The organism is Aeromonas sp. Prich7-2 (assembly GCF_017939255.1).
In the GTDB taxonomy this organism is placed as follows: domain Bacteria; phylum Pseudomonadota; class Gammaproteobacteria; order Enterobacterales; family Aeromonadaceae; genus Aeromonas; species Aeromonas caviae.
Genome location: NZ_JAGKRI010000303.1, coordinates 1,006 through 27,046 on the forward strand (window position 1 = coordinate 1,006; position 26,041 = coordinate 27,046).

Consider the following 26,041-nt stretch of genomic DNA (forward strand, 5'->3'; position numbering starts at 1 on the left):
ATAGGTTTTCAGAGCTCGAGGATCTCTTTGACGAAAGGGATGGTCAGCTTGCGCTTGGCACGGAAGGAGGCGTTGTCGAGACGATTGAGGGTGGCAAGCAGGGTGCGCATATCGCGGGAGAGGCGGTTGAGCAGGAAACGGCCCACGTCGATGGGCAGCTTGAAACCCCGCAGCTCGGCGCGCAGTTGCAGGGCGCTGAGTTTGCCCTCGTCGTCCAGCTCGTCGAGGTGGAAGCTCACTCCCCAGTCGAGACGGGACGCGAGATCCGGCAGTTGCAGCCCCAGCTTGCGTGGCGCGCTGCAGCCGGTAACGATGAGCGTCCCCTCCCCCTTCTCCTTCCAGCGATTGTAGAAGTCGAACAGGGCCCGCTCCCACAGGGCGTTGCCGGCGATCGCCTCCAGGCTGTCAAGACAGACCAGGGGCAGGCTCTCCAAAGCATCGAGCATGCTGGGGTCGAGCTGTTCGAACTGATCGAGGGAGAGATAGGCCGCCGCCGCGTCGCGGGCGTTGACCTCGGCACAGGTAGCATGGAGCAGATGGGAGCGGCCCGACCCCTTGGCTCCCCAGAAATAGAGGAAGGGCGAGCCCTGACCGATGGCCGCATTCTTGAGGGCGGTGATCAGATGGGCGTTGTTGCCGGGATAAAAACTGACGAAGGTTTCATCATCCGGTAGTTGTACGGCTAAAGACAGTTGGGCCGGTTGCTTCACTCGTTGGGCTTTGACTGTGATATTTGCGGGCAAGTGTATCACCAGCGGGGCAGATAGAGAACCGCCCGGACCATGCCGGGCGGTCAGGATCCTTCCCCGGGATCAGGGCTGCGACCATTGATAGCGCAGGCCGCTCTCGTTGTCTTCCACCTGATGCAGGCGGCTCTCAAGTTGCAACCCCCTCACCAGCTCGGCTTTGTCCCCCTGCAGCGAGAGGTTGAAGGTCACCTTGTCCCCTTCCAGCTTGCCGATGGCCACCTTGGTGACACTGGCCATCTCCTGCAGCAGCTTCTGGATCTGGATCATGCCATCGATGTCGGACAGCCCCTCCACCACCAGGGTCTGGCTGGAAGCGACACCGGAGAGACGGGTACCGTACTGCTGCACCAGCCAACCGGCCAGGGCATCGGCAAAGCCCTTTGCCACCTCGGCCTGGGTACCTGAACCCGAGCCCTTGGTCAGCTCGGTCAGCTCTCCTGCCTGCGCCCCCGGCTTGGTACCATAAAGACCCCAGTCGATGCTCCAGGCCTCCCCCTCCGGGCTCAGTTTGCCGAGCACCACCATTTCGGCGCCGTAACGCTGGCTCGCCTGGAGCACGGGATCGGCAAAGCGGCCCCAGACATCGGTGGCATTGACCGCCATGTTGTCATCCAAGTCCATCAGCGGGAGACTGACCGGCAGCCCCATGGCCTGGGTCTGGGCACGCAGCGCCTCGGACCAGCCATCGCCGGACTGATCCGGCAGAATGCGCCGCTCCCCTTCGTCGACCACCAGCCAGATAGCGACCTGCGGCCGCACCGGGCCAAGCAGGGCAAACTTGCTCTGGCCAACCAGGGCGTTCACCTTGGCCACATTGAAATTCGCCTTGAGAAACTTGACCGAGCCGATGTCCTGATAGCTGTATTGCTGCACGTAATCCGCCGGCGCCGCCAGGGCCTTCACCACATCCGGCTGGGTGAGGATATCGCGCTTGCCCGTCACCTTGACGAGCACATCCCCCAGCGCCTGGGACTGGGCGGCCGTCATGTCGCCACTGGTGGGAGCCTTGCCCTGATAGAGGTCGGTTACCTGGGCGGCCGACACCACGAGAGGCAGACAGCAGCAGAGGAGAGTCGCTAAGCGTTTCAGCATAAAGAAGATTCTCGAAATGGGGGATGGTGCTTATGGTAGCGGCAAGGCGCGCATGGCAGCAAGCAAAGGGGGGAGAAACAGCGGAGCCGGCAGGGTGCCGGCTCCGTTTGCGCGCCTTGGGCGCGGCGATGGGGTGATGCTTACTTGGTGCCGAAGATCTTGTCGCCAGCATCCCCCAGACCCGGGACGATATAGCCCTTCTCGTTCAGCCCTTGGTCGATGGAGGCACAGAACAGCTCCACGTCCGGGTGAGCGGCCTCCAGGGCCTTGATGCCTTCGGGGGCGGCAACCAGCACCAGCACCTTGATGGACTGGCAACCTTTCTTCTTGAGCAGATCGATGGTGGCGATCATGGAGCCGCCGGTGGCCAGCATGGGGTCGATGACCAGGGCCAGACGCTCTTCGATGTTGCTGACGATCTTCTCGAAGTAGGGGACAGGCTGCAGGGTCTCTTCATCGCGATAGATACCGACCACGCTGACGCGGGCGCTCGGCATGTGCTCCAGCACCCCATCCATCATGCCAAGACCGGCGCGCAGGATGGGCACGACGGTGACCTTCTTGCCCTTGATCTGGTCGACTTCCACAGGGCCGTTCCAGCCATCGATGGTCACTTTTTCGGTTTCGAAGTCAGAGGTCGCTTCGTAGGTCAACAAACTGCCCACTTCCTTGGCCAGTTCACGGAAACGCTTGGTGCTGATGTCGCCTTCGCGCATCAGGCCGATCTTGTGCTTGACCAGGGGGTGTTTGACTTCAACGACTTTCATTATTATCTCCTCTAACCGGCGCCAAAAAAATCGCGGAATCATACAACAAAAGCCACGGCTTGTAGAGCTTTTCGATTCAAAAACGCGCAAACGATTTTCTTTCTGGTTTTTCGTGCCCGCTGGTAGAATACGCCCCGAATTTTACCCTCCACTTCTTTATATGACGGGGAATACGCGTGACTGACAAAACCTCACTGAGCTACAAGGATGCTGGCGTAGATATCGATGCCGGCAATGCACTGGTTGAACGTATCAAGGGCGTGTCAAAACGCACTCGTCGTCCTGAAGTCCTTGGTGGTCTTGGCGGCTTTGGGGCCCTGTGTCAAATCCCTGCTGGCTACAAGGAACCGGTACTGGTCTCCGGTACCGACGGGGTGGGCACCAAGCTGCGTCTGGCCATCGACCTGAAGAAGCACGACACCGTGGGGATCGACTTGGTCGCCATGTGCGTCAATGACCTCATCGTGCAGGGCGCCGAGCCCCTCTTCTTCCTCGACTACTATGCCACCGGCAAACTGGACGTGGACACTGCCGCTGCCGTGGTCACCGGCATCGGCGCCGGCTGCGAACAGTCCGGCTGTGCCCTGGTCGGCGGTGAAACTGCCGAAATGCCTGGCATGTATGAAGGGGAAGATTACGACATCGCCGGTTTCTGTGTCGGCGTGGTGGAAAAGAGCGAGATCATCGACGGCAGCAAGGTTGGCGAAGGGGATGCCCTGATCGCCCTGGCCGCCAGCGGTCCCCACTCCAACGGCTTCTCCCTCATTCGCAAGATCCTGGAAGTCTCCAAGGCCGACGTGCAGCAGCCGCTGGGTGACACCACCCTGGCCAACGCCCTGCTGGAGCCGACCCGCATCTATGTGAAGCCCGTGCTCAAGCTCATCAAGGAGTGCGAGATCCACGCCCTGTCCCACATCACCGGCGGCGGCTTCTGGGAGAACATCCCGCGCGTGCTGCCCGCCAACACCCAGGCGGTCATCGACGAGCAGAGCTGGCAGTGGCCGGCGGTGTTCAGCTGGCTGCAACAGGCAGGCAACGTCACCCGCCACGAGATGTATCGCACCTTCAACTGCGGCGTCGGCATGATCATCGCCCTGCCGGCGGATCAGCTGGACAAGGCACTGGCCCTGCTCAAGGCCGAAGGCGAGAACGCCTGGCACATCGGCCACATCGCCAAGGCGGCCGATGGTGAGGAGCAGGTCATCATTCAATGAATGATCGGATCAACGGCCAGATGACCTCCCCTATGAAACGCATCCTCGTCCTCATCTCAGGCAGCGGCAGCAACCTGCAGGCCATCCTCGATGGCTGTGCCGGCGGCAAGATTGCCGGTCAGGTGGTCGGCGTCATCAGCAACAAGGCTGATGCCTATGGCCTGGTGCGTGCCAGGGAAGCCGGGGTGGCAACCGCCATCCTGGCCCAGCAGCAGTTCGCCAGCCGGGAGGAGTATGATGCCGCCCTGCTGGCCCTGATGGCGGATTATCAGCCGGATCTGGTGGTGCTGGCCGGCTTTATGCGGATATTGAGCGGCGACCTCGTGCGCCACTTCGCGGGGAGGATGATCAACATCCACCCCTCGTTGCTGCCGAAATACCAGGGTCTGCACACCCACCAGCGCGCCATCGAGGCCGGTGATGACGAACACGGCGCCAGCGTCCACTTCGTCACCGAAGAGCTCGACGGCGGCCCGGTGATCCTCCAGGCACGGGTCCCCATCTTCGAAGGGGACAGTGCAGACGAGGTCGCCGCCCGGGTCCAGGTGCAGGAGCACAGCATCTACCCCCTGGTGGTGCAGTGGTTCTGTGAAGGGCGCTTGCAGATGCGAGAAGGGTCTGCCTTCCTCGATGGCAAGCAGCTTGGCCTGGCAGGCTATGCCAGCGAGTAACCGCGAGCAGCAGTAAGACACAACAAGGGAGGCTTAGGCCTCCCTTGTCATTTCCATCGACCAGCGCAATGGCTGTCATCACGTCCGATGACGCCGCTGCGCGGCTAATCGGCCCTACACCGGATTGTCGATATCGATAAAGGTCACCTCCAACCCGTGTACGGTGGCGAGCCACTCTCCCAGCGCCTTGACGCCGTAGCGCTCGGTGGCGTGATGGCCTGCGGCGTAGAAGTGCATGCCCATCTCGCGGGCGGTGTGGATGGTCTGCTCGGAGGCTTCGCCGGAGATGAAGGCATCGATGCCCTGCTCCGCCGCCTGGCTGATGTAGCTCTGGCCACCGCCGGTGCACCAGGCCACGGAGCGGATGAGCTCGGGACCACTGTCACCACAATGAAGCGGCTCGCGACCGAGACGCTCGGCAATCAGCTTGGCAAAATTGCTGCCGCTCATGGGCTCCTCCAGCTTGCCCACCATGGCCACGCTCTTGCTGTTCCAGGGTTCGAGACCGCGACGCACCTTGATGCCGAGCAGCCTGGCAAGCTGGGCGTTGTTCCCCACCTCGGGGTGCACGTCCAGCGGCAGGTGGTAGGCAAACAGGTTGATGTCGTGGGTCAAGAGGGTCTTGAGACGACGCTGCTTCATGCCGGTGATCTGGGCCGGCTCGCCGCTCCAGAAGTAGCCGTGATGAACCAGGATGGCGTCAGCATCGGCGGCCACGGCGGCATCGATGAGGGCCTGGCTGGCGGTGACGCCGGTCACCACCTTGCGAATGCGCTCGCGCCCCTCCACCTGCAGGCCGTTGGGGCAGTAATCCTTGATGGCATGGGGTTCGAGCAGGTGGTTGAGCAGGCTTTCCAGTTTACGATGAGAGATCATGGGGGTCTCCTAGCTGGGCTCCCCATGTACTGCGCGGGGAGCCGGATTCCGATCGTCAGGGCCCATGATAATCGAGCCGGACCGGCAAGGCCATGCGCTTGTCAGGACTAGGCGGGCAGCTCGATGCCGGCGTCACGCATCTGGGCCAGCTTGTAGCGCAGGGTGCGCGGGCTGATGCCGAGCTTGTCGGCCACCGCTTTGCGACTGCCGTTGCACTCCTGCAGGGTGTCCAGAATGATCTGGTGCTCCTGCTGCTTGAGTTCGCCACCGAGCCCCTCCCCTGACAGCCGCTCGAGCGGGCGCACCAGGGTCTCGTCCGTCTCCTCCAGGATCAGGTGCTCACAGTCGATGAGGCCGTCTGGACAGAGGATCAGGGCGCGCTGCACCACGTTGTCGAGCTCGCGCACGTTGCCGGGCCAGGGGTGAGCCATCAGACGCTCTCGTGCGTCCTCTGCGAGCTGCGGCGTCGGCAGCCCCATCTGGCTGGCATGCAGCGCCAGCAGATGCTCCGCCAGGGGAAGAATGTCACCCGGGCGTTCCCAGAGCGCCGTCCAGCGCAGGGGGAAGACGTTGAGGCGGTAATAGAGATCCTCGCGGAACAGCCCGTCCTGCACCGCTTTTTTCAGATCCCGGTTGCTGGTGGCAATGACCCGCACATCGAGGGGGATCATCTTGCGGCTGCCGAGCCGCTCCACCTCTTTCTCCTGCAAGACCCGCAGCAGCTTGGCCTGCAGCCCCAGATCCATCTCGGTGATCTCGTCGAGCAGCAGGGTTCCTCCCTGAGCCTGCTCGAACTTGCCAGGGCACCCCTGCACCGCACCGGTGAAGGCGCCCTTCTCGTAGCCAAACAGGGTCGCTTCCAGCATGTTCTCCGGAATGGCGGCGCAGTTGATGGCGACGAAGGCCTGCTCTGCCCGGCTGGAGTGGTCGTGAATGTAGCGAGCCAGCACCTCCTTGCCCGTCCCGCTCGGTCCGGTCACCATGACGGTGGCTTCGCTTCTCGCCACCCGGGTCGCCAGCTGGAACAGCTCCGCAGTCCTGGGGTCCCCGTACACCACGGCACGCTTCTCCACCTTCTGGGCCGGCACATAACGGCTGACCTGGTTGAGCAGCACCTCGGGGGAGAAGGGCTTGGCCAGATAGTCGATCGCCCCCTCGCGCATGGCGCGCACCGCCCCGTCGATGTTGGCGTAGGCAGTCATCAGGAGCACCGGCACCTGGGGATATTGCTGGCGAATGTTGGCGAGCAGGGTCAGACCATCCATGCCCCCCATCTGGATGTCGGAGATCACCATGTCAAAGCGCTGACGGGACAGGGCAAGCAGGGCCCGCTCGCCGCTGTCCACCTCGCGGCACTCATAGCCACCGAGCAGCAGGGTATCCACCAGCGCCTCGCGCAGGCCGTTGTCATCTTCCACCACCAGAATGCGAGCCTGGGTCATGCCACACCTCCTACAACCAACATGGCCTTGTCGAGAATCATCTTCACCGGCGCTCCGGCTTTTGCGCGCCTCATGCCACGCCCCCCAACTGAACCTGTTGCTGATGCAGGGGGAAGGACAGGGTAAAACAGGTGCCCTCGCCAGGGACCGAGGCCACGCTCACCTCCCCCTGATGGGCTCGTACCACCGACTGCACCACCGCAAGACCGAGGCCCGTGCCCTGGGATCGGGTGGTAAAGAAGGGTTCGAAGATCTGGTTGAGCAGGGCGGGGGCCATCCCCTTGCCGTTGTCGATGACCCGCATCTCCACCCGGTTGCCGCTGCGCACAGCGCTCACCAGGAGCGAATCGGCGCCGGCCTGCCGGGCATTGGCGATGAGGTTGTTGATGGCCCCCGCCAGGGCACTGCTGTTGGCAAGCAGACAGAGATCGGGCTCAGGGGCCTCCAGATGCAAGGCGCAGCCCTGCTGCTGGCAGAAGGCTTCGGCCCCCGCCTGCACTTCCGCCAGCAAGCCCTGCACCGAGAGGGGCGCCACCACCTGGTTGTCGCCATTGCGGGCAAACAGCAGGATGTCGTTGATCTGCTTCTCGAGATCCTGCAGGCGCGCCATCAATTTTTGCTGGAACTGGCTGCGGGATTCAGGCTTGAGGGTGCGGTTGGCCAGGTTGGCCGCATAGAGCATGGCGGCGGAGAGTGGGGTGCGGATCTGGTGCGCCAGGGAAGCCGCCATGTTGCCAAGGGCGGAGAGGCGCTTCATGTGGTTGACCCTGTCCTGCAACTGGCGGGTCTCGGTCAAGTCGGTAATGAACACCAGTTGGCCGGGCTGATCCGGCAGCGGCTGGGTCGACAGCTGGACCCGGCGGCCGTCGCGCAAGGAGATCTCGTGACCGTCATCCTCACGGGGTTCGAAGCAGCGGGCGATGATCTGGCGCCAGGAAAGGCCCTCCAGTGGTTCCCCCAGCAGCGCCAGGGCGGCAGGGTTTGCGCGGGTGATCAGCCCCTCGCCATCGAGCAGCAGCACGCCGGTCGGCAGCGCCGTGAAGATGGCGTAAAGCTGACTCACTTCATGTGACTGGAGGGGGGCATCCTGCTGCAAGATTGTCATAAAGCTGACCTCAAACTGGCGATTGAGTCAGCTTATTCAATTTCCATGCCAGCAAAATAGACGTTATTTATCAATGTATTGGGTCAATGCGTCAAAGCATTGACCTCAATTGTCCTTGCTCATGCCGTACTTCTTCATCTTCTCCACCAGGGTGGTGCGGCGCATGCTGAGCAGGTCGGCGGCGCGGGCCACCACCCCGTCCTGGGACTCCAGGGCCTGGCGGATCAACTCCACCTCGAGGTCGGCCAGCATCTCCTTGAGGTTGACCCCTTCCTGGGGCAACTGCATGGGCAGGGGCATGGCGATGCCGGGATCCAGCTCTGGTGGGGACTGGAACACGGCAGCCAGGGCGTCCCGCTCGTCCATCTCGGTGAGCCGTTCATCTCGTGGCTCGCAGGGCAGCAGGCGATAGCGGCCGGGCAGATCCGCCACATCGACGATCTGGTTCGGATAGAGGATGAGCAGGCGCTCGATGAGGTTGGACAGCTCGCGCACGTTGCCGGGCCAGGCGTACTGCATCAGGGACTCCATGGCGCGCTGGGTCAGACGGATGATCCCCTTGTGCTGTTCGGCATGGCGATTGAGCAGCTCCTGCAGCAGCAGCGGGATGTCGTCGGCCCGATCCCGCAGGGGGGGCGTCTCGATGGGGAACACATTGAGGCGGTAGTAGAGATCTTCGCGAAATGCCTGGGTGCGGATCATGGCTTCCAGATCCCGGTGGGTCGCCGCGATCACCCTCACATCGGCCTGGACGGCCTTGCCGCCCCCGACCCGGTCGAACTGGCGCTCCTGCAGCACCCGCAGCAACTTGACCTGCATCGGCAGCGGCATATCGCCGATTTCGTCGAGGAAGAGGGTGCCCCCCTGGGCCAGTTCGAAGCGGCCGCGCCGAGCGGCAATGGCACCGGTGAAGGCCCCCTTCTCGTGACCGAACAGCTCGCTCTCGAGCAGCTCAGCCGGAATGGCGCCGCAGTTGATGGGCACGAAGGGGCCCGCGCTTCGGGCGGACAGCTCGTGGATGGCGCGAGCCACCACCTCCTTGCCGGTTCCGGACTCACCGAGGATCAGTACGTTGGCGTCGGTCTCGGCCACCTGGCCGATAAGACGGCGCACCTCCTGGATGCCCCTCCCCTTGCCCACCAGCAGGCGCAGCAGGGTCTGACCCTTGTCGTGGGTCTGATGACGGGGATGCAGGGAGATGAAGGCCTGGCAGAAGTGCAGATGACGGGTGAGGGACTCATAGGTAAAGGGCGCCTCGGCCACCCCGATGAAGTTGCTGCAACCATGGCTCGCCGGCATCAGGGAGAGGAAGGGCAGACGAGGATGGGCGGCAAGCAGCTCACTCAGGGCGCGCTCGCGCAGTTCCCCGGCCAGAATCCCCTGCAAGGGCCCGGCAGTCTCGATGGCCACATCGAGATCGCTCTCAACCACCTCCTGCCAGGGGATCCCATGAAGGAGAGCACAGTCCCCAGTTGCTGGCGCCGCACATCATCGGCATCAACAAGCAGCACACCCATAGCCATCCTATCCATATTTTCACACCTGACGCCAAACTATTGTTTTTTAAGTGCTTATTAAAACCAATTTCGCACTGTGTCATAAGGGGGACAAAGTGCCAAAATTATGGCGGATTGTCAAAACTTGTCGCATCCTCCCGGACCCTGGCGGGACGGGGATCACGCTTCCAGCCAGATTGAGTATCGGATGAAAACCAGCGAAGGGGAAAGAATGACGCCGACAGGGTGCGGCGTCAGAGGAGGGATCAGTGTTTCACGCTCTCCTGGGGAGCGGCATAGCGGCACTCGGGAAACCGGCTGCAGGCGAGGAACAGGCGACCGGCATGGGGACCCTTTCGTGCTTCCCGTGCCACCAGGGGCGCGGCACAGCGGGGGCAATGAGGGATCGTCTCCCGGGGCTCCTCCTCATCCGGATCGAGGAAGGGATTCTCCTCCATCAACACGGGCATTGCCTCTCCGGCCTGGGGGGGCGGCACCTGGGGCTCCCTGGCAGCCCCCGGGTGTGACGTGCCCAGATCGACACCATCGAGCAGCAGCGGGCTGAAGGTCGGTTCGCGGCGCTCGCCGGGCAGCAGGTCATCCACCGGCGCCGTCGTTCTCGCCAGCAGGGGCAGCAGTTGCTCCCGCAACTCGTCGACCTGGTAGTGGCTGCTGGCCGGGATCTGCAACAGCGGCAGGCCGGCGCCATCGCAGGCCGCCTTCAGGAAAAGATCCCGCGCCTTGCGCTTCTGGTGGCGGTGCCCCTCGTCATCCAGCTCCACGGCACACAGAAAAGAGAGATCCGCCGGGTGGCAGAGCAGAAAATCGAAGTGCTTCTCCCCTATCTTGCCGAGCGCCTGCTGGCGCTTGCCCTTGCCAAGGTGCGCCTCGGGCGTCAGTACATAGGAGGCTCGTACCTTGGCAAAGACACGGGCCTTGTCCCCCACCGCCAGGTCCAGCACCCCGAAGAAGGTGCGCTCCGCTGGGCTCATCAAGGTTTCCTGCAGATCATAGGGCTCGGCCTTGCCCCCTTTCTCCCTGCGCCAGACGATCACCAGCAGGAGCAATCCCAGCAACACGGCTCCCGATACGACAAGGCTATTCATACACGCACATCCCGTTTACAAGACAAATTCAGTTCACACCAGAGGAAGGGGCACACTCTACCACGGGGAAAGCGACTCAGGCAGCGCAGAAATCAAGCCCGTCCCGGCATTCGCGTTTTTTCACTGAATTTGCGCAAGGCGGGCTTCATATGGCCTGTCACAGCAGGCACAATGCTAGAGCCCATGGACGTTCTGGCGCACTCCCCGTCGCCGCCAGGCGTCAACGGACCCCACGCAGCCCCATTCAAGGAGAGCAGGATGCAAAAGCAATTGGTCGTCACCGTGATCGGCGCAGACAAACCCGGCATCGTCGAGAGCCTGGCCGATACCATCACCCGGCAGCAGGGCAACTGGCTGGCCAGCTCCATGAGCGAGCTGGCGGGGCAATTTGCCGGCATTTTGCACGTCGCCGTGCCTGACGAGCATTACCGCAGCCTGTGCGAGGCCCTGGTGATGCTGCCTGGCCTCACCGTGAGCTTCGCCGAAGGGCAGCTCAGCCCGCAACCGGCCCATCAGGTGATGCTGAGCGTCACCGGCAACGACAGACCGGGCATCGTCCATGAAGTGGCCAGCATCCTGCGCCAACTCAACATCAACGTCGCCGACCTCACCACAGGTTGCGAACCTGCGCCCCACTCAGGCGCCCCCCTCTTCTATGCCCACGCTCTGGTGGCACTGCCGCCGCAGCTCGAACTGGACGATCTCATCACGGCCCTGGAGTCCCTCTCCGACGACCTCGTCGTCGACATCGATCAGGATCTGAGCGAATAGTGTCGCCTGTCATAAATTTGTCATGGTTTGACGCCATAACTTCCGCGCAGACGCAACCAGAGCAAAGAGGCACCAGATGAGCACCGACAAGCAGTATGAAGACAAAGAGCTGAGCTGGCTCTCATTCAATGAACGGGTGTTGCAAGAGGCAATGGACAAGACGGTGCCCCTCATCGAGCGGGTCCGTTTTCTGGGGATCTTCTCTTCCAACCAGGATGAGTTCTTCAAGGTGCGGGTGTCGGACGTCAAGCGCCGCATCCTGATCAACGAAGTGCACGGCGGCGACGACGAGGCCAAGGTGCTGCTGCGTGCCATCCAGCAGAAGGTGATGGCGCTCGGCGAGGCGTTCGACAACACCTACAAGGAGCTGTTGATCGCGCTGGCCCGCCACAACATCTTCCTGGTCAACGAGTACCAGCTCTCCGAGTCCATCCAGCAGTGGCTGCGGGTCTTCTTCAAGGAGAAGGTGCTGCGCCACATCATCCCGATCCTGCTCAACAAAGAGGTCAACCCGGTCAAGTTCCTGAAAGACGAGTACACCTATCTGGCCATCGAGATGAAGAAGAACGGGCAGGTGATCCAGTACGCGCTGGTGGAGGTACCGACCGACGATCTGCCCCGCTTCTTCCAGCTGCCGCCGGAAGGGACCCGTCGCAAGAAGCAGATCATCATCCTCGACAACGTCATCCGCTTCTGTATCGACGAGATCTTCAAGGGCTTCTTCGACTACGACGAGATAGCCGCCTACGCGGTCAAGCTGACCCGGGATGCCGAATACGATCTCTCCGACCAGCTGGACTTGAGCCTGGTGGACAAGATGAGTGACGGCTTGAAGCAGCGTCTCACCGCCATGCCGGTGCGCTTCGTCTACGAGCGGGAGATGCCGGCGGCCATGATCAGCTTCTTGAAGCTCAAGCTGCAGATCAGCTCCTACGATGCCATCATGCCGGGCGGCCGTTATCACAATTTCAAGGATTTCATCGGCTTCCCCAACGTGGGCCGGGACTATCTGGAAAACCCCAAGCTGCCGGCGCTGGATTGCCGTGATTTTGACGGCTTCGTCAACGCCTTCGACGCCATCACCAAGCAGGACATACTGCTCTACTATCCGTATCACAAGTTTCACCACTTCACCGAGCTGGTACGTCAGGCGGCGTTCGATCCGGCGGTCAGCGCCATTCGCATCAATATCTACCGGGTAGCCAAGAAGTCGCGCATCATCCACTCTCTCATCGACGCCGCCAACAACGGCAAGAAGGTGACCGTGGTGGTAGAGCTGCGCGCGCGCTTCGACGAGGCCGCCAACATCGACTGGGCCAACATCCTGACCGATGCCGGCGTCAAGGTGGTGTTCGGGGTGCCGAGCCTCAAGATCCACTCCAAGCTCTGCCTCATCACCCGCCACGAGCAGGGTGAGGCGGTGCGCTACGCCCATATCGGGACCGGCAACTTCAACGAGAAGACGGCGAAGATCTATACCGACTTCTCCCTGCTGACCCGTCACCCGGATATCACCGCCGAGGTGGAGGGGGTGTTCGAGTACATCGAATACCCCTATCGGCGCTACAAGTTCAACCACCTGCTGGTCTCCCCCATCAACAGCCGCCGCCAGCTCTACCGGCTCATCGACAATGAACTGGCCAACGCCAAGGCGGGCCAGCCGAGCGGCATCACCCTCAAGATCAACAACCTGGTGGACAGAGACCTCATCAACCGGCTCTATGCCGCCGGTCAGGCCGGGGTGCCCATCCAGATGATCATCCGCGGCATGTGTGCCCTGCGTCCGGGCGTGCCGGGCCTCAGTGACAACATCAGGGTGATCAGCATCATCGACCGCTTCCTTGAGCACCCGCGGGTGATGGTGTTCCACAACAAGGGCAATCCCCAGCTCTATATCTCCAGCGCCGACTGGATGAGCCGCAACATCGACGGCCGCATCGAGGTGGGCACCCCCATCTATGACGAGCGGCTCAAGCAGCGCATCCTCGACATTCTCGAGCTACAACTGAGTGATACCTGCAAGGCGCGGGTGATCGATGCCGACCAGAAGAACGAGTACGTGAAGCGGGGCAACCGCCGCAAGGTCCGTTCCCAGGTGGCGATTTACGACTACCTCAAACGCATAGAGTCAAACCATGGACAATAGTCTGTACGCCGCTGTCGATCTGGGCTCGAACAGCTTCCACATGGTCATTGCCCGCCTCACCGAGGGGCGGATGCAGATCATCGATCGCATCAAGGAGCGAGTGCGCCTCGCCGAAGGGATGGATGAGCAGCGCCGCATGTCCCAGGAGGCCATGGCGCGCGGGCTGGACTGCCTCGCCCTGTTCGCCGAGCGGCTCACCAACATCAAGCCGGATCAGATCCGCATCGCCGGCACCTACACATTGCGCCGCGCCAGCAACGCCCGCGACTTCGTGCGCGAGGCAGCCAAGGTGCTCAACCACCCCATCGAGATCATCAGCGGCCAGGAAGAGGCCCGCCTCATCTATCAGGGGGTCGCCCATACCCAGCACATCGAGGGCCAGGTGCTGGTGGTGGACATCGGCGGCGGCAGCACCGAGCTCATCATCGGCGAAGGGTTTGAGCACAAGGCGCTCACCAGCCGCAAGATGGGCTGCGTTAGCTTCACCCAGAGCTTCTTTGGCAACGGCAAGCTCGGCGAGAAGGCCTTCAACGCCGCCGTGTTGGAAGCCCAGCATCAGCTCGCCCCCATCATCAACCAGTACCGCAAGCTGGGCTGGCAGAGCTGCCTCGGCAGCTCGGGCTCCATCCGCACCGTGCGCGACGTGTTGCAGGGGGAAGAGTGGACCGATGGTGCCATCACCCTGGCGGGACTGGAGCGGCTGAAAGAAGAGATGCTCAAGCACAAGCGGGTCGATCAGCTCAAACTGGCGGGCCTCACCGAGGAGCGTCAGGGGGTCTTTGCCGCCGCGGTGGCCATCCTGCTCGGGCTATTCACCTCCCTGCCCATCGAGCGGATGGAGTACTCCGACGGCGCCCTGCGCGAAGGGTTGCTCTACGAGTTCGAGGAGCGCCTGCAGCATCACGACATTCGCGAACGTACCGCGCTTGCACTCAGCACTCACTATCGCATCGACAAGCGCCAGGCCACCCGGGTAGAGAGCAGCGTCCTCTCCCTGTTCGACGTCCTGAGCGGCCCCTGGGAGATGCCGGAAGAGCCCTATCGCGCCATCCTCGGCTGGGCTGCGCGGCTGCACGAGATCGGCCTTGCCATCAACTACAGCGGCATCCACAAACACTCCGCCTATATCTTGCAAAACACCGATCTGCCCGGCTTCAACCAGGACGATCAGGCCCTGCTGGCGGCCCTGGTACGCTTTCACCGCAAGGGGCTCAAGCTCTCCGAGCTGCCGGCCCTGCCCAACCACGACGAGCAGACGGTGCTGCGCTGCATCCGCATCCTGCGCCTCGCGGTGGCGGCCCACCACAGGCGTCAGGACAACCTGCTGCCCGAGTGGAACGTGCAGGCCGCCGGGGATCAGCTGGTGGTCACCCTGCCCCTGGACTGGTGCGACGAGAACAAGTTGCTGATGCAGAACCTGGAAAAGGAGCACCGCTACTGCCACGAGCAGGGCTGGCCCCTGCTGTTCCAGCTCGGGTGATCCGCCCCTCTGTGCAAAAAGGCAGCCGATGGCTGCCTTTTTTTGTCTCTTGTCTTTTCCTACTGCAGATCCGGCAGGATCAGCTTGGCTATCTCGAAGTAGATGATGAGGCCGGTACCGTCCACCAGGGTGGCGATGAAGGGGGCGGAGACCACCGCCGGGTCGATGCGAAAGCGACGCAGCACCATGGGGATCACCGAGGCGACAGTGGCGCTCCAGAGCACGATGGCGACGATGGTCAGGGTCACCACCATGCCGATCTCGGGCCCCACCCCCAGGCTCCAGGCCCGCACCCAGGCCGCCAGCGCGATGGCGGCCGAGATGAGCAGACCGGTGGAGATCTCCTTTTTCAGCACGGTGCCGAGGTTTTTCAGGCTCACCTCCCCCACCGCCATGGCACGCACTATGGTGGTGGTGATCTGGGTACCGCTGTTGCCACCGGTACCGATGAGGAGCGGGATGAAGAAGGCCAGGGCGATGGCCGCCTCCAGTTGCTCTTCAAAGGCCCGCAGCACGGTGCCTGTGTAGGCTTCCGCCACGAACAGGATCAGCAGCCAGCCCACCCGCTTGCGCCACAACTGCCAGGGGGTGGCCTGCAGATAGGGGGTATCCAGCGGCGAGGAGCCCCCTTGCAGCTCCGCATCCTCGGTGGACTCCAGCTCCAGGATGTCGGCGGCATCGTCCACGTGGAAGACCCCCACCAGACGACCCTGATCTTCCACCGGCAGGAGCGAGAGGTCGCGGTCAATGAGCAGGCGGGCCGCCAGCTCCTGATCCGCCCGGGCGTTGATGCGCACCGCCTCCCCCTCCATCAGGTCCCCTACCGGCAGCAGCGGATCGGCGATCAGCAACGACTTGAGGGAGACGCTGCCAAGCAGGCGCTGCTCGCCGTCAACCACATAGAGATGACCAAACAGCCTGGCCTGATCCCAGGCCCCGTGGATCAGCTGCTTGGCGCTTTCCACCGTCGCATTGGCCTCCACTGCCAGGTATTCGTGGCGCATGTTGGCCCCCACCGACTCGTTCGGCCAGGCCAGCAGGGACTGGAAGGCTTTACGGGCGGGGTCTGGCAGCCGGGCGAGCAGGGTCTTGCGATCGTGCTCGTCGAGCCTGCGCAGGATGGCCAGCAGGTCCCGACGGGCCAGGGTGCCCTGCAGTATCCCCACGATGCTGCCATGCAGCCTGAGCAGCAGATGGCCGGCACACTCCGCCGGGAGGGAGGCGAGCAAGGACGCCCCTTCCGGCATGGAGAGGGTATCGAAGATGCAGTTGAGCTCTTCCGGGCGCAGGGTCAGAAGCTGATCGGCACGGGCCACCGGATCCAGGTTGTGCGCCAGCCAGTTGCGCAGGGCAACCGGGTCGAGCAGTTGATGACGATTGAGCAGGGTGTGTGTTTTCTTCATCACAGATGTCCTCATGTGATTTCAGGCGAACCTGAACGCCTCCGGCAACGGGCCGGATGCAACGGCAAGAAAACAGCAATTTGATTGACGAGTAACAGGCAGGAAATGACGCCGTCCGGCGTGTTTTCATCCCCACGTACCAGCTTTAGCACTGCATAACGTATCCGGCATGCCGGAAGCCACTTGGGTTGACACCTTAATCCGATGAAAACTGTCCTGATCTTGGGCGTCTCTGGACGTCGTGAGATCAGTGGCCTGTGTTTATGCAGGAGCCTCGCCTAACGAGATGCTGCGAACATTGATTGCACGGCGCTACCGTGCGGGCGGCATCATCTGCCCAGGCGCAGGTCGAGTCAAGGCAAACGGGCCCCTGGCAACGGGTTGTTACAAATTGGCCGGACGGCGGGCCCTTCATGAAACGAGGCTCCCCCGTGCGTGGCACGGGGGAGCCTGCGGTCAACGGACGAACGTCAGCGGATATAGTCGAAGAGGGTCAGCTTGCTTATCTTGCTGAAGGCTAGCTGGGAGGCGCTCATGGCTGCATCCTCCTTGGAGAGGGCCGCGATCACCTCGTACATGTCCGCCTCGGACACCTTGGCCCGCGCCTGCTGGTTCAGGGTGCTGAGTCCATCGTTGGAACTCATCACCTGCTCCAGGCTGTTCATCCTTCCCCCCAGCTCCCCCAGTCCCCGGTCTATCTTGGTTCTGGCGTTGCTCATGTGGGTGGTGGCATCGGAGACCGCCAGCTGGAAATCGCTCTCGGACAGGGTCGGATCACGCATGGCGGAGATGAAATCGGACATGCCATTGAGGATGTTGTCGTTTTTCGGGGTATCCAGCACGAAGTTCTGGGTCGCCGACCCCGCAGGGAGGTCGAGGGTGAGCGCCAGGCCGTTGAAGGGGATCTTGTTGCCCGCCACATAGTCGCCGCTTTGCAGCAGGGTTCCACCGCTGTCACGGATCTCGTAGGTGTCCGGCGGCCCGGCCAGGGTGCTGACCGCATATTGGTTGCTCGGCAGGGAAGAGTCATAGTTGTTGCGATAGAAGCTCTCGAAGTTCCCCTGATCCGCCACCGACACCTGGATGTTGCCACTAGCGGCGCTGGCAGTGCGCCGGGTCGCCACTATCTCGAACAGATCGAAACCGGAGTCGTTGGCCGGGATCTGCACCGTGGGTGAGACCTGGATGTTGCGCTGCCCCGTGTCCCCCTGGAACACATAGTTGCCACTGGCATCCTTGACGAAGGGCTGGGTCTTGCTCTGATTGCCGCCGAAGATGTACTCCCCCTGGGAGTTCTTGCTGTTCATCAGGTCGAACATCTGCTTTTGCAGCCCCTCCAGCTCGCTCGCGATGGCGCTGCGCTCCTCGGAGCCCATGGCGGAGTTGTTCGCCTTCTGGATCAGGGCCTGGGCACTCAGCATGGCGTTGTTGAGGGAGGTCAGCACCGTCTCCTCGTGGCCAAGGCTGTTCTCCAGCAGGCTGCCGTTGACGCCGTACTGCTTGAAGAGATCGATCTCCTTGGTCAGCGCCATCTTCTGGCTCATGCCGGCCGGGTCCTCCCCGGAGCGGGAGAATTTATCCCCCGTCATCAACTGGTTGTAGGCGGTGTTCTGGCGCTCGCTCACCTTGCTCATGGAGGCAAGGTTGCGGTCATAGATCATGTTGGTGGTGATGCGCATGACTTACCTCACGGAGGAGAGCAGGGTGTCGAAGATGGTCTTGGCGGTGTTCACTATCTGGGCCGAGGCCGCATAGGACTGCTGGAAGCGGATGAGGTTGGCCGCCTCCTCCTCCAGATTGACGCCGGAGACACTCTCGAAGATGGCGGTACTCTGGGTCAGCTTCGCCTCGTTGGCCTGCAGCAGGGTCTTGGCCTGGCTGGTCTTGTTGCCAATGCCGCTCACCAGACCCGAGTAGGCATCGTTGAAGGTCATCTTGTCGTTGCTGGTGGCGGCGTTGTTGTTCTTGCGCACCAGCTCCTTGTTCTGCAGCTCCGCCAGCGCCAGGCCGTTGGCGTTGTCCGCAAAGCCGTCCTTGTTGTAGCTGAGCGTGAAGCTGTCGCTGGCCTCCACCTTGCCGGTGATGCTGAACTCATAGCCCGGGCTCTGGGTCGGATCGGCGTAGACCTTGGGCCCCCCCAGGGGGCTCTCGAGGGCGGCCATCAGGTTCTGTCCCTTGCTGGAGGCGGGGGCGACACCCAGCAGGTTGTTGTTCTTGTCATAGACCTCGTAGTTGCCGCTGCCGTCGATCTTGATGACCTGGGGGGCACTCGGGTCCAAAGTGTTGGTGCCAAAACCCGAGCCCGTGCCGGTGTTGTAGACACCGCCCAGCGCTATCTCGCCCGAGCCCAGGTTCTGGGATCCCTTGTCCGCCTTCAGGGGGGAAGCCAGCGCGATATCTTCAGGACGGGTGATCGCCTGCTCCAGGTTGGCAGCCGCATTCCGGGTGGGTTGCAACAAGATCTTGTCACCTGCAGCCGGTGTGCCGGAGAGATCGATTTCGATGCCGTGGCCCGTCACTTCGAAGGTGGCTGGCGGCGTGGTCCCCGTGGCGAGCGAGGTACGCTGCCCGCTGCCGTCGATGGCGAACACCTCGTAACCGGTGGCGCTGTTGAACCGCACCTCGTAGTCGAAGGTGGTGACCTCGCTCCCCTTGCCGGGAACGAAGTTGACGCTGGCCGCCCCGTTGCCCTGGTTGCTGGCGTAGGGCAACCCCTGGCTTCCTTTGAGGGTGAAGAGATCCCCCCCAAGCTCGTTGTCGAGATCCATCCCCAACCGGTTCTGCTGGTTCATGGCATCCCCCAAGGCGACGGCCATCTGCCCCAGCTCCCGCTTGGCGGGCTCCAGATCCCGACGCGCGGTGAAGAGGCCACCGATGGCACCGCCAATATCCTGGTCGTTGATGCTGGCCTGGTTCTTGCCCAGGGTCAGCTGCAGGGAAGGCTCACGGGAATCCGGGTCCCCCGGCACCACCTTGAACTGGGCCACGCCGCCATCGAGCACCAGGGAGTGCCCTGTGCTCATGTTGACCAGCATGCTGCCGTTGGGCTGGGTCACGGTGCGGATCTCCATCTTCTCGGAGAGCTGGCGAATGGCCTCATCCCGCTGATCGAACAGCATCAGGTTCTCTTCAGGGGAGCCCTGGGTGCGGACGATGGACTGGTTCAGATCGTTGATGCTGTTCAGCAGGCTGTTCACCCTGTCCGTTTCGTCCCCTATGGTGGCGTTGATGGTATCGGACTGCTTGTCGAGCTGGGCGGAGAGGGTGTGGAATCTGTCCACCATACCGCTCAGTTCACTCAGGATCGTCTGGCGCCCTCCGATCTCGGACGGTGACTCGTTGGCGGTGTGGAAAGCCTTGAAGTAGGAGGTGATGGTGGACCCCACACTGTTGCTGGCATCACCGAGCAGGCTGTCGAGCTGGAACAGTTGATCGTAGCGGGTGTTGGCGGCGTTATAAGCGGACGTATCACGGCGAACCTCGGCCTGGGCATAGGCGTTGATGATGCGATCGCTCACCATGTCGCCCGTCCCCAATCCGACGGAATTGGTGTAGATCAGGGTGCGTTCACGTACATAGCCCTGGCTATTGACGTTCACTATGTTGTTGCTGGTGGTCTGCAGCAGCCGCTGCTGGGCCAACACACCCGAGGTCCCAATTCCAAGCAGATCGCTTGCCATAGCTTACAGCTCCATCTCTGTGTTCCTGTCTGCAATGTTACCGGGCGTCGAATAGCCGGCGATGGCATCACTGCGCAACACTTGTTTAAGTTTCCTGGCGTACTGGGGATCGGTGGCATAACCGGCCTGCTGCAACGCCTCGAAGTAACGGTCCGGGCTGTCCACCTTGGCCAGCGCCCCCTTGTAGCGACTCCCAGAGGTCAGGAAATCCACGTAGTCGTTGAAGCTCTCTTCGAACGACTCGTAGGAGCGAAACGCCGCCTTCTGGCGCGAGGCCACCCCTTGCTCGTATTCCAGGGTGCTCACCACCGCCTTGGGGCCTTCCCAACGCGGATCGGCCTTGATGCCGAACAGGTTGTGCGTCACGTTTCCGTCTGCATCCTTGATCACCCGCTTGCCCCAGCCACTCTCAAGGGCGGCCTGGGCCACCAGCACCGCCGGGCTCAACCCCAGCTTGTCCGCCGCCTTCTTGGCCAGCGGCATCAGCCTGTCGACGAACTCTTCCGGGCTGTCAAACACCTTGGCGCTGCCATCCAGGGCCGAAGGCCTCTGGCTGCTGCCCATGGGCGGCACGGTGCGGTGGGGACGTCTTGGCAGGGCCAGCGTACGCTCGGCCCCATTCAGCTCACCCTTCATTTCGTTATCAGCAAAATCTTTGCCAACTTTGGAGGCAGCAATCAGATCGTTGGAGGCACTGGGGGGTTGATAGGGCTTGTAGACCCGCTCGGTACGCTGGGGCAGCTTGAGTACCCGGCCATCCTGATGGGTGAAGGTCTGCTCGGGTGAGAGCTGCTTGGCCACCATCTCGGCAATGCCCAGCCCCCCCTTGCTCGACATGTCGGCAACCCGCTGCTCGTCCAGCATCCCTTCATAGAACTGGGTGTAGCTGCTGTTCATCGGGTTGCCCTCGGTGAGCACCGAGTTGGCCTGGCGCATCCCCTTGAACAGGGTCTGGGTGAAGATGGATTCGAACTGGCGGGCGGCCGCCATCAGGGCCCCTTGCTTCCCCTCCTTGCTCAGGCTCATCTGGCGCAGTTTGTCCAGGTTCTGGACGTCCTGCACCATGCCAATATTGATACCGCTCTGGGTGTCGAACTCTGCCATAACCTACCTCTTTGCCGCCCGTGGCAACCGCTTGCCGCTCACGAAATTACAGAATGACCAGTTGGCCCTGGATCGCGCCCGCCTGCTGCAACGCCTCCAGGATCGCCATCAGATCCCCGGGGGCGACCCCCACCTGGTTCACCGCCCGCACCAGGTCGTCCAGGGTCGCGCCGGTATCAAGCTTGAACATCCGACCGGGATCCTGCTGCACGTTGATGGTGGAGTTGTTGGTGACCGCCGTCTGCCCGCCAGCGAGCGGATTAGGTTGGGAGACCTGCTGGTTCTCGGCGATGGTGACCGTCAGCCCACCGTGGCTGATGGCCGCCGGGCGCAGCTTGACCTCGCTGCCGATGACGATGGTCCCGGTGCGCGAATTCACGATGATCTTGGCGGACTCGCTCGCCGGGTCCACTTCCAGGTTCTCGATGGTGGAGAGGTAGGAGACCCGCTGGGCCGGATCCCGCGGCGCGAATACCTTGATGGAGGTAGCGTCCATCGCCTGGGCGGTGTTCGGACCCACCAGATCGTTGACCACGTCCGCCAGACGGCGGGCGGTGGTGAAGTCCGGCCGGTTCAGGTTGAAGGTGATGGTGTCGCCCTGGCTGAAGGAGTTGGGAACCTCCCGCTCCACGGTCGCCCCGTTGGCGATACGCCCCACTGTGGGCGTGTTCACCACCACCTTGGAGCCGTCCGCCCCTTCGGCCCCGAGGCCACCGACCACCAGGCTGCCCTGGGCCACCGCATAGACGCGGCCATCCAGTCCTTTCAGGAAGGTCTGGAGCAGGGTGCCGCCACGCAGGCTCTTCGCCTCGCCGATGGCGGAGACGGTGACGTCTATGGTCTGACCCGGCTTGGAGAAGGGGGGCAGATCCGCGTGGATGGCCACCGGCGCCACGTCCTTGATCTTGGGCTTGATGTTGTCAGGCACCTTGATGCCGAAGTTGTTGAGCATGGTCCTGAAGGTCTGCTCGGTGAAGGCGTTGTTCTTCTCCCCCGTGCCGGGCAGGCCCACCACCAGACCGTAACCGATCAGCTGGTTGCTGCGCACTCCTTCCACCGAGGCGAGGTCCTTGATGCGGGATGCGTGCGCCAGCCCGAAGGGCAGCAGGCAGCACAGCAGGGCAAGCAGACGGAATCGGTTCATGACATCTCCTAACAAAACCTTCCTGATCCGGGACCCGTGAACGCCCCGGACTCTTGAGTCTTAAATGGGCCACCAGGGGCCGTTGAAGAAGCTGGTGAGCCAGCCCTGTTCCTGGGTGTTCGCCAGATCCCCGGTACCGCCGTAATAGATACGCGCATTGGCCACCCGCTGGGAGGAGACGCTGTTTTCCGAGCTCACGTCCTCCGGGCGCACCAGACCGGTGATACGGATGTATTCGTTGCCATTGTTGAGCATGATCCACTTCTCGCCGCGCACCAGCAGGTTGCCGTTTGGCAGTACCTTGACCACGCTGACCGAAATGTTGCCCTGCAGGCTGTTGCTCTGATCCGCCTTGGCCTGCCCCTTGAAGGCACTGTTCTGGCCGATGGAGGCCGACAGATCGTAGGGCCCCGCCGTGACCGGCACGCCACCCAGGGTGACGGGGTCGAGCGCCAGCTTGTTGTCCTTGCCGCTCTGGGTGTTGGCCTTTTTCGACGCCGAGGTCGACTCCGCCAACTGGATGGTGATGATGTCACCCACCCGGTGCGCCTTGATGTCCGAGTAGATGCCGTTGACCTGCTCGGGCTGGAAGATGGCGCCGGTCGGGCGCACCGACACCGGCTCCGACTCCCCGTAGACGGGGGCGAAATCCGGGTCATCCGGTTTGGCGGTATTGGGGGTACTGGTGCAACCCGCCAGCGTCAGCAGTCCCAGCATCCATATGGCTTTCATCATGGCACTCCTTTCATCAGGTCCGCTGGGTCAGGAAGGACATCATGGAGTCGACGGCGGAGATGACCTTGGAGTTCATCTCGTAGACCCGCTGAGCCTGGATGAGATTCACCAGCTCCTCGGTCACGTTGACGTTGGAGGTCTCCAGCATCCCCTGCTTGATCACCCCCAGCCCATCCGCACCGGCTGTCCCCTGAATGGGTGCGCCGCTGGACTGGGTCTCGAGGAAGAGGTTCTCCCCCATGGGCTGCAGGCCGGTGGGGTTGACGAAGTCCGTGGTGTTGATCTGGCCCACCACCTGGGATTGGCCATCCCCCTTGAGCTGGACGGAGACCTGGCCATCCTCCCCCACGGTGACGCTCTGGGCGTTCTCGGGGATCTGGATCTCCGGTTGCAGCGGGTAACCGTTGCCCGGGGTGACGATGGTCCCCTCGTCGTTCAGGGTGAACTGGCCGTTACGGGTATAGGCGGCGCTGCCATCGGGCAGCTGGATTTCGAAGTAGCCGCGACCGCTGATCATCAGGTCAAGGGAGTTGTCCGTGGTCTGGACGTTGCCCTGACTGTGGTTTTTCTGGGTGGCGACCACCTTGGCCCCCGCCCCCAGCATCAGGCCGGAAGGGAGCTCTGTGTCCGCCGAGGAGCGACCGCCAGGCTGGTTGATGTTCTGATAAAGCAGATCCTCGAAGATGGCCCGCGCCTTCTTGTAGCCCACTGTGCTGGCGTTCGCCAGGTTGTTCGAGGTGACCGAGATGTTGGTCTGCTGGGCATCGAGGCCGGTCTTGCTGATCCAGAGTGCAGGATTCATGGGGTGCTCCTTGATTAGCTGATACGCAGCAGCTGGGTTTGTGCCTCGTCGTTCTCCTCGGCGGTCTTCATGATCTTGACCTGAGTTTCAAACTGACGTTGCAAGCGAATAAGGTTGGTCATCTCGTCGACCACGTTGACGTTGCTCCCCTCAAGGGAGCCGGCGATGAGGCCCACATCCGCAGACGCGGCCTCATTCTGGCCATCCTTACGGCGAAACAGGCCGTCCTGGCCTTTCTCCACCGCATCTGCCGCCGGGTTGACCAGCTTGATACGCTGGAAATCTTCCGGCAGGTTGGCGGCTGCCCCCTCGGGACGGCCGCTGATGGTACCGTCACGATTGATCTCGATCTTCTCCATGGGCAGGGGCAGCACGATGGGCTGACCGGCATCATCCACCACATTCAGACCGGTGGAAGTCTGCAGATTGCCGGTGGCATTGAGCTGCAGGTTGCCCATGCGGGTATAGGCTTCCGCGCCGTTGGGATCCTGCACCGCAATCCAGCCCGGCCCATCGACGGCAACGTCAAGATCCCGACCCGTGGTCATCAGCATGCCGTGCTGCAGGTTCTGGCCCGGCCGCTCGGTCATGGCGAACACCCGCGTGGGCAGCCCTTCGCCAAACGCCTGCATGCTGCGCGCCTGCTCGAAGTCAGACTTGAAGCCAATGGTGTTGGCGTTGGCAAGGTTGTTGCCACGAACAGCCAGGCTGTTCATGTTCTCCTTGGCCCCGGACATGGCGATGTAAAGCAGGTGATCCATGGGATCCTCCGTCAAACAGATGACTCTCACAGCTCAACTGCAAGTTGAATGCCAAGAGAGATGACGAAGACGGAATGAAAGGAGGAAATGAGGCGGGACGGAAATGACAAGGGGCGCCGAAGCGCCCCTGCCAACTACCCGCCGTCTTAGCGGATCTGCAGTATGTTCTGCTGCAGGGAGCTGTTCACTTCCAGGGAACGGGAGTTGGCCTGGAAGTTGCGCTGGGCGGTGATGAGGTCGACCAGCTCGGTGGTGAGATCCACGTTGGACTGCTCCAGTGCCGACGACTTGATGGAGCCGAACGTGCCGGAGTTCGGGGTGCCGGGCAAGGCATCGCCAGAGAGCAGGGACTGGCGCCAGGAGGTGTCGCCGACCTGGGTGAGACCCTGGGCATTGGCAAACTTCGCCATGGCCACCATGGCCACCTTGACGGTGGTGGCGTTGCTGTAAGTGGCGGAGACTATGCCATCCGCCCCGATCTCCACCTTGGTCAGGCGGCCGACGGTGGAGCCGTCCTGGGTCAGCTTGCTCACTTCAAAGGGGGAGGCGTACTGGGTCACGGTACCAAGCTTGAACTCAATCTCCTGGGTGCCATCGGCGCCATTGGTGATGATACCAGCCCCTGTCGCCCCCAGGGGTTCCGTCTTGATGACCGCCGGGGTGGTGGGTGTGACCATCTTGCCGGAGGCATCGAAGGTCACCCGGGCGCTCAGGGGGGCCTGGCTCAGACCGGTCGCCATGGTGGTGGCCGTACCGCCTACGATGTCGATGGGCTTGTCCCCTTCATAGAGGTACATGCGCCAGGCAGTCGGCACCGCCGCTTGGGTAGGATCGGCCGGATCCGCTTCCTTGGTGAAGTACTGGGTGATGGTGTGTGGCTCGCCCAGGGAGTCATAGACCACCACGGAAGTGGAGGAGGAGTAGGTAGTCGAGTCCGTGGGATCGAATTTGGAGGCATTGACATCCATCAACGTTTTCGTGCTGGAAGGCAGGTTGAAACCAGCTTCGACCGTCGTGGTCTGCACCGGCTCACCGGCCTTGTCCGGGATCTGGATGGGCTTGGTGGCATTGATGCTCACCGCCTTGGGGGTGCCATCAGAGTTGATCTCGTACCCCTGCAGATAACCGCCGGAGTTGCTGACCATGTAGCTGCTCTCATTGAGCTTGAAGGCGCCCGCACGGGTGTAGGTGCGATCCAGGTTGGTCAGGCCGTCCGAGGTCACGAAGAAGCCGTTGCCCTGGATGGCGAGATCCAGCGCGTTGTTGGTGAATTGCAGCGCGCCCTGGTGGAACTGCTGGGCCACAGCGCCAGTCGCCACCCCGTTGCCGACCTGGGTCTTGGCGTTGACGAAGATGGAGTTGGCATAGACGTCGGCAAACTCGGCACGGGACTCCTTGAAGCCGGTGGTATTGACGTTGGCAATGTTGTTCGCGGTGACGTTCAGGTCTTTTTGAGCCGCATTGATGCCGCTGAGGGCATTGTTGAATGACATGTCT

21 protein-coding genes, 1 pseudogene and 1 riboswitch are annotated in these 26,041 nt (G+C 62.4%); of the genes and pseudogenes, 5 read left to right on the forward strand and 17 right to left on the reverse strand.

Going from position 1 to position 26,041, the window contains the following annotated elements:
- Nucleotides 1-8: 8 nt before the first annotated feature.
- The 3 genes from hda to upp all read right to left on the reverse strand — a co-directional run bounded on the left by hda (nucleotide 9) and on the right by upp (nucleotide 2,608).
- The gene (hda, locus tag J9892_RS22105; RefSeq protein WP_010675272.1) at nucleotides 9-710 is read right to left on the reverse strand and encodes a DnaA inactivator Hda; all 702 of its coding nucleotides are present in this window, start codon (nucleotides 708-710) and stop codon (nucleotides 9-11) included.
- A 102-nt stretch (nucleotides 711-812) separates the two neighbouring features.
- Nucleotides 813-1,841: a DUF2066 domain-containing protein gene (locus tag J9892_RS22110; protein ID WP_053288349.1), complete on the reverse strand. Its 1,029-nt coding sequence runs from the start codon at nucleotides 1,839-1,841 to the stop codon at nucleotides 813-815.
- Between the two features lie 140 nt (nucleotides 1,842-1,981).
- Nucleotides 1,982-2,608, reverse strand: a complete 627-nt coding sequence (gene upp / locus J9892_RS22115) for a uracil phosphoribosyltransferase (RefSeq protein ID WP_005302745.1) — start codon at nucleotides 2,606-2,608, stop codon at nucleotides 1,982-1,984.
- A 176-nt stretch (nucleotides 2,609-2,784) separates the two neighbouring features.
- Between upp and purM the strand changes: the two genes are divergently transcribed.
- Entirely contained in the window at nucleotides 2,785-3,822 is a 1,038-nt protein-coding gene (gene purM, locus J9892_RS22120) for a phosphoribosylformylglycinamidine cyclo-ligase (RefSeq protein ID WP_010675274.1), read from the forward strand.
- A gap of 32 nt (nucleotides 3,823-3,854) precedes the next feature.
- Nucleotides 3,855-4,493, forward strand: a complete 639-nt coding sequence (purN, locus tag J9892_RS22125) for a phosphoribosylglycinamide formyltransferase (protein ID WP_162624625.1) — start codon at nucleotides 3,855-3,857, stop codon at nucleotides 4,491-4,493.
- A gap of 114 nt (nucleotides 4,494-4,607) precedes the next feature.
- Here the strand turns inward: purN and J9892_RS22130 are convergent, their stop codons facing one another.
- The 5 genes and pseudogenes from J9892_RS22130 to J9892_RS22150 all read right to left on the reverse strand — a co-directional run bounded on the left by J9892_RS22130 (nucleotide 4,608) and on the right by J9892_RS22150 (nucleotide 10,518).
- A complete protein-coding gene (locus J9892_RS22130; protein WP_111896804.1) occupies nucleotides 4,608-5,369 on the reverse strand; it encodes a Nif3-like dinuclear metal center hexameric protein in 762 nt (253 codons plus the stop codon).
- Between the two features lie 107 nt (nucleotides 5,370-5,476).
- Nucleotides 5,477-6,811 (reverse strand): sigma-54 dependent transcriptional regulator, encoded by a 1,335-nt coding sequence (locus J9892_RS22135; RefSeq protein WP_010675277.1) that lies wholly within the window; start codon nucleotides 6,809-6,811, stop codon nucleotides 5,477-5,479.
- A gap of 70 nt (nucleotides 6,812-6,881) precedes the next feature.
- Nucleotides 6,882-7,916 carry an ATP-binding protein gene (locus J9892_RS22140; RefSeq protein WP_111896805.1) on the reverse strand — a complete coding sequence of 345 codons (1,035 nt, stop codon included), beginning with the start codon at nucleotides 7,914-7,916 and terminating at the stop codon, nucleotides 6,882-6,884.
- A 105-nt stretch (nucleotides 7,917-8,021) separates the two neighbouring features.
- A pseudogene (locus tag J9892_RS22145) lies at nucleotides 8,022-9,439 on the reverse strand (sigma-54 dependent transcriptional regulator).
- Between the two features lie 239 nt (nucleotides 9,440-9,678).
- Nucleotides 9,679-10,518 carry a DUF2726 domain-containing protein gene (locus tag J9892_RS22150; protein WP_210539027.1) on the reverse strand — a complete coding sequence of 280 codons (840 nt, stop codon included), beginning with the start codon at nucleotides 10,516-10,518 and terminating at the stop codon, nucleotides 9,679-9,681.
- Between the two features lie 258 nt (nucleotides 10,519-10,776).
- Between J9892_RS22150 and J9892_RS22155 the strand changes: the two genes are divergently transcribed.
- From J9892_RS22155 to ppx, 3 genes are all read left to right on the forward strand, one after another.
- Nucleotides 10,777-11,289 carry an ACT domain-containing protein gene (locus J9892_RS22155; protein WP_104454390.1) on the forward strand — a complete coding sequence of 171 codons (513 nt, stop codon included), beginning with the start codon at nucleotides 10,777-10,779 and terminating at the stop codon, nucleotides 11,287-11,289.
- A gap of 76 nt (nucleotides 11,290-11,365) precedes the next feature.
- Nucleotides 11,366-13,435, forward strand: a complete 2,070-nt coding sequence (gene ppk1 / locus J9892_RS22160; RefSeq protein ID WP_202211432.1) for a polyphosphate kinase 1 — start codon at nucleotides 11,366-11,368, stop codon at nucleotides 13,433-13,435.
- A complete protein-coding gene (ppx, locus tag J9892_RS22165) occupies nucleotides 13,425-14,915 on the forward strand; it encodes an exopolyphosphatase (protein ID WP_210539029.1) in 1,491 nt (496 codons plus the stop codon). The genes ppk1 and ppx overlap by 11 nt, the downstream gene beginning before the upstream one ends.
- A gap of 59 nt (nucleotides 14,916-14,974) precedes the next feature.
- On the opposite strand, the gene mgtE is transcribed toward ppx, so the two are convergent.
- The 9 genes from mgtE to flgE form a co-directional block, all read right to left on the reverse strand.
- Complete coding sequence (gene mgtE / locus J9892_RS22170) at nucleotides 14,975-16,318, reverse strand: magnesium transporter (RefSeq protein WP_139736373.1); 1,344 nt, start codon at nucleotides 16,316-16,318, stop codon at nucleotides 14,975-14,977.
- Nucleotides 16,319-16,441: 123 nt separating this feature from the next.
- Nucleotides 16,442-16,611, reverse strand: a riboswitch (M-box (ykoK) riboswitch).
- A gap of 177 nt (nucleotides 16,612-16,788) precedes the next feature.
- Nucleotides 16,789-17,997, reverse strand: coding sequence for a flagellar hook-associated protein FlgL (gene flgL / locus J9892_RS22175; protein WP_171865629.1), 1,209 nt, complete (start codon nucleotides 17,995-17,997; stop codon nucleotides 16,789-16,791).
- A 3-nt stretch (nucleotides 17,998-18,000) separates the two neighbouring features.
- The gene (flgK, locus tag J9892_RS22180; protein ID WP_201871723.1) at nucleotides 18,001-19,998 is read right to left on the reverse strand and encodes a flagellar hook-associated protein FlgK; all 1,998 of its coding nucleotides are present in this window, start codon (nucleotides 19,996-19,998) and stop codon (nucleotides 18,001-18,003) included.
- A 3-nt stretch (nucleotides 19,999-20,001) separates the two neighbouring features.
- Entirely contained in the window at nucleotides 20,002-21,102 is a 1,101-nt protein-coding gene (gene flgJ / locus J9892_RS22185; protein WP_210539031.1) for a flagellar assembly peptidoglycan hydrolase FlgJ, read from the reverse strand.
- A gap of 46 nt (nucleotides 21,103-21,148) precedes the next feature.
- Nucleotides 21,149-22,246, reverse strand: a complete 1,098-nt coding sequence (locus J9892_RS22190) for a flagellar basal body P-ring protein FlgI (RefSeq protein ID WP_010675288.1) — start codon at nucleotides 22,244-22,246, stop codon at nucleotides 21,149-21,151.
- A 60-nt stretch (nucleotides 22,247-22,306) separates the two neighbouring features.
- Nucleotides 22,307-22,978, reverse strand: a complete 672-nt coding sequence (flgH, locus tag J9892_RS22195; RefSeq protein WP_010675289.1) for a flagellar basal body L-ring protein FlgH — start codon at nucleotides 22,976-22,978, stop codon at nucleotides 22,307-22,309.
- Between the two features lie 16 nt (nucleotides 22,979-22,994).
- A complete protein-coding gene (gene flgG / locus J9892_RS22200) occupies nucleotides 22,995-23,783 on the reverse strand; it encodes a flagellar basal-body rod protein FlgG (RefSeq protein ID WP_010675290.1) in 789 nt (262 codons plus the stop codon).
- Between the two features lie 14 nt (nucleotides 23,784-23,797).
- Nucleotides 23,798-24,544 (reverse strand): flagellar basal-body rod protein FlgF, encoded by a 747-nt coding sequence (gene flgF, locus J9892_RS22205; protein ID WP_010675291.1) that lies wholly within the window; start codon nucleotides 24,542-24,544, stop codon nucleotides 23,798-23,800.
- A 146-nt stretch (nucleotides 24,545-24,690) separates the two neighbouring features.
- Nucleotides 24,691-26,037 carry a flagellar hook protein FlgE gene (flgE, locus tag J9892_RS22210; protein ID WP_039040233.1) on the reverse strand — a complete coding sequence of 449 codons (1,347 nt, stop codon included), beginning with the start codon at nucleotides 26,035-26,037 and terminating at the stop codon, nucleotides 24,691-24,693.
- Nucleotides 26,038-26,041: the final 4 nt, after the last annotated feature.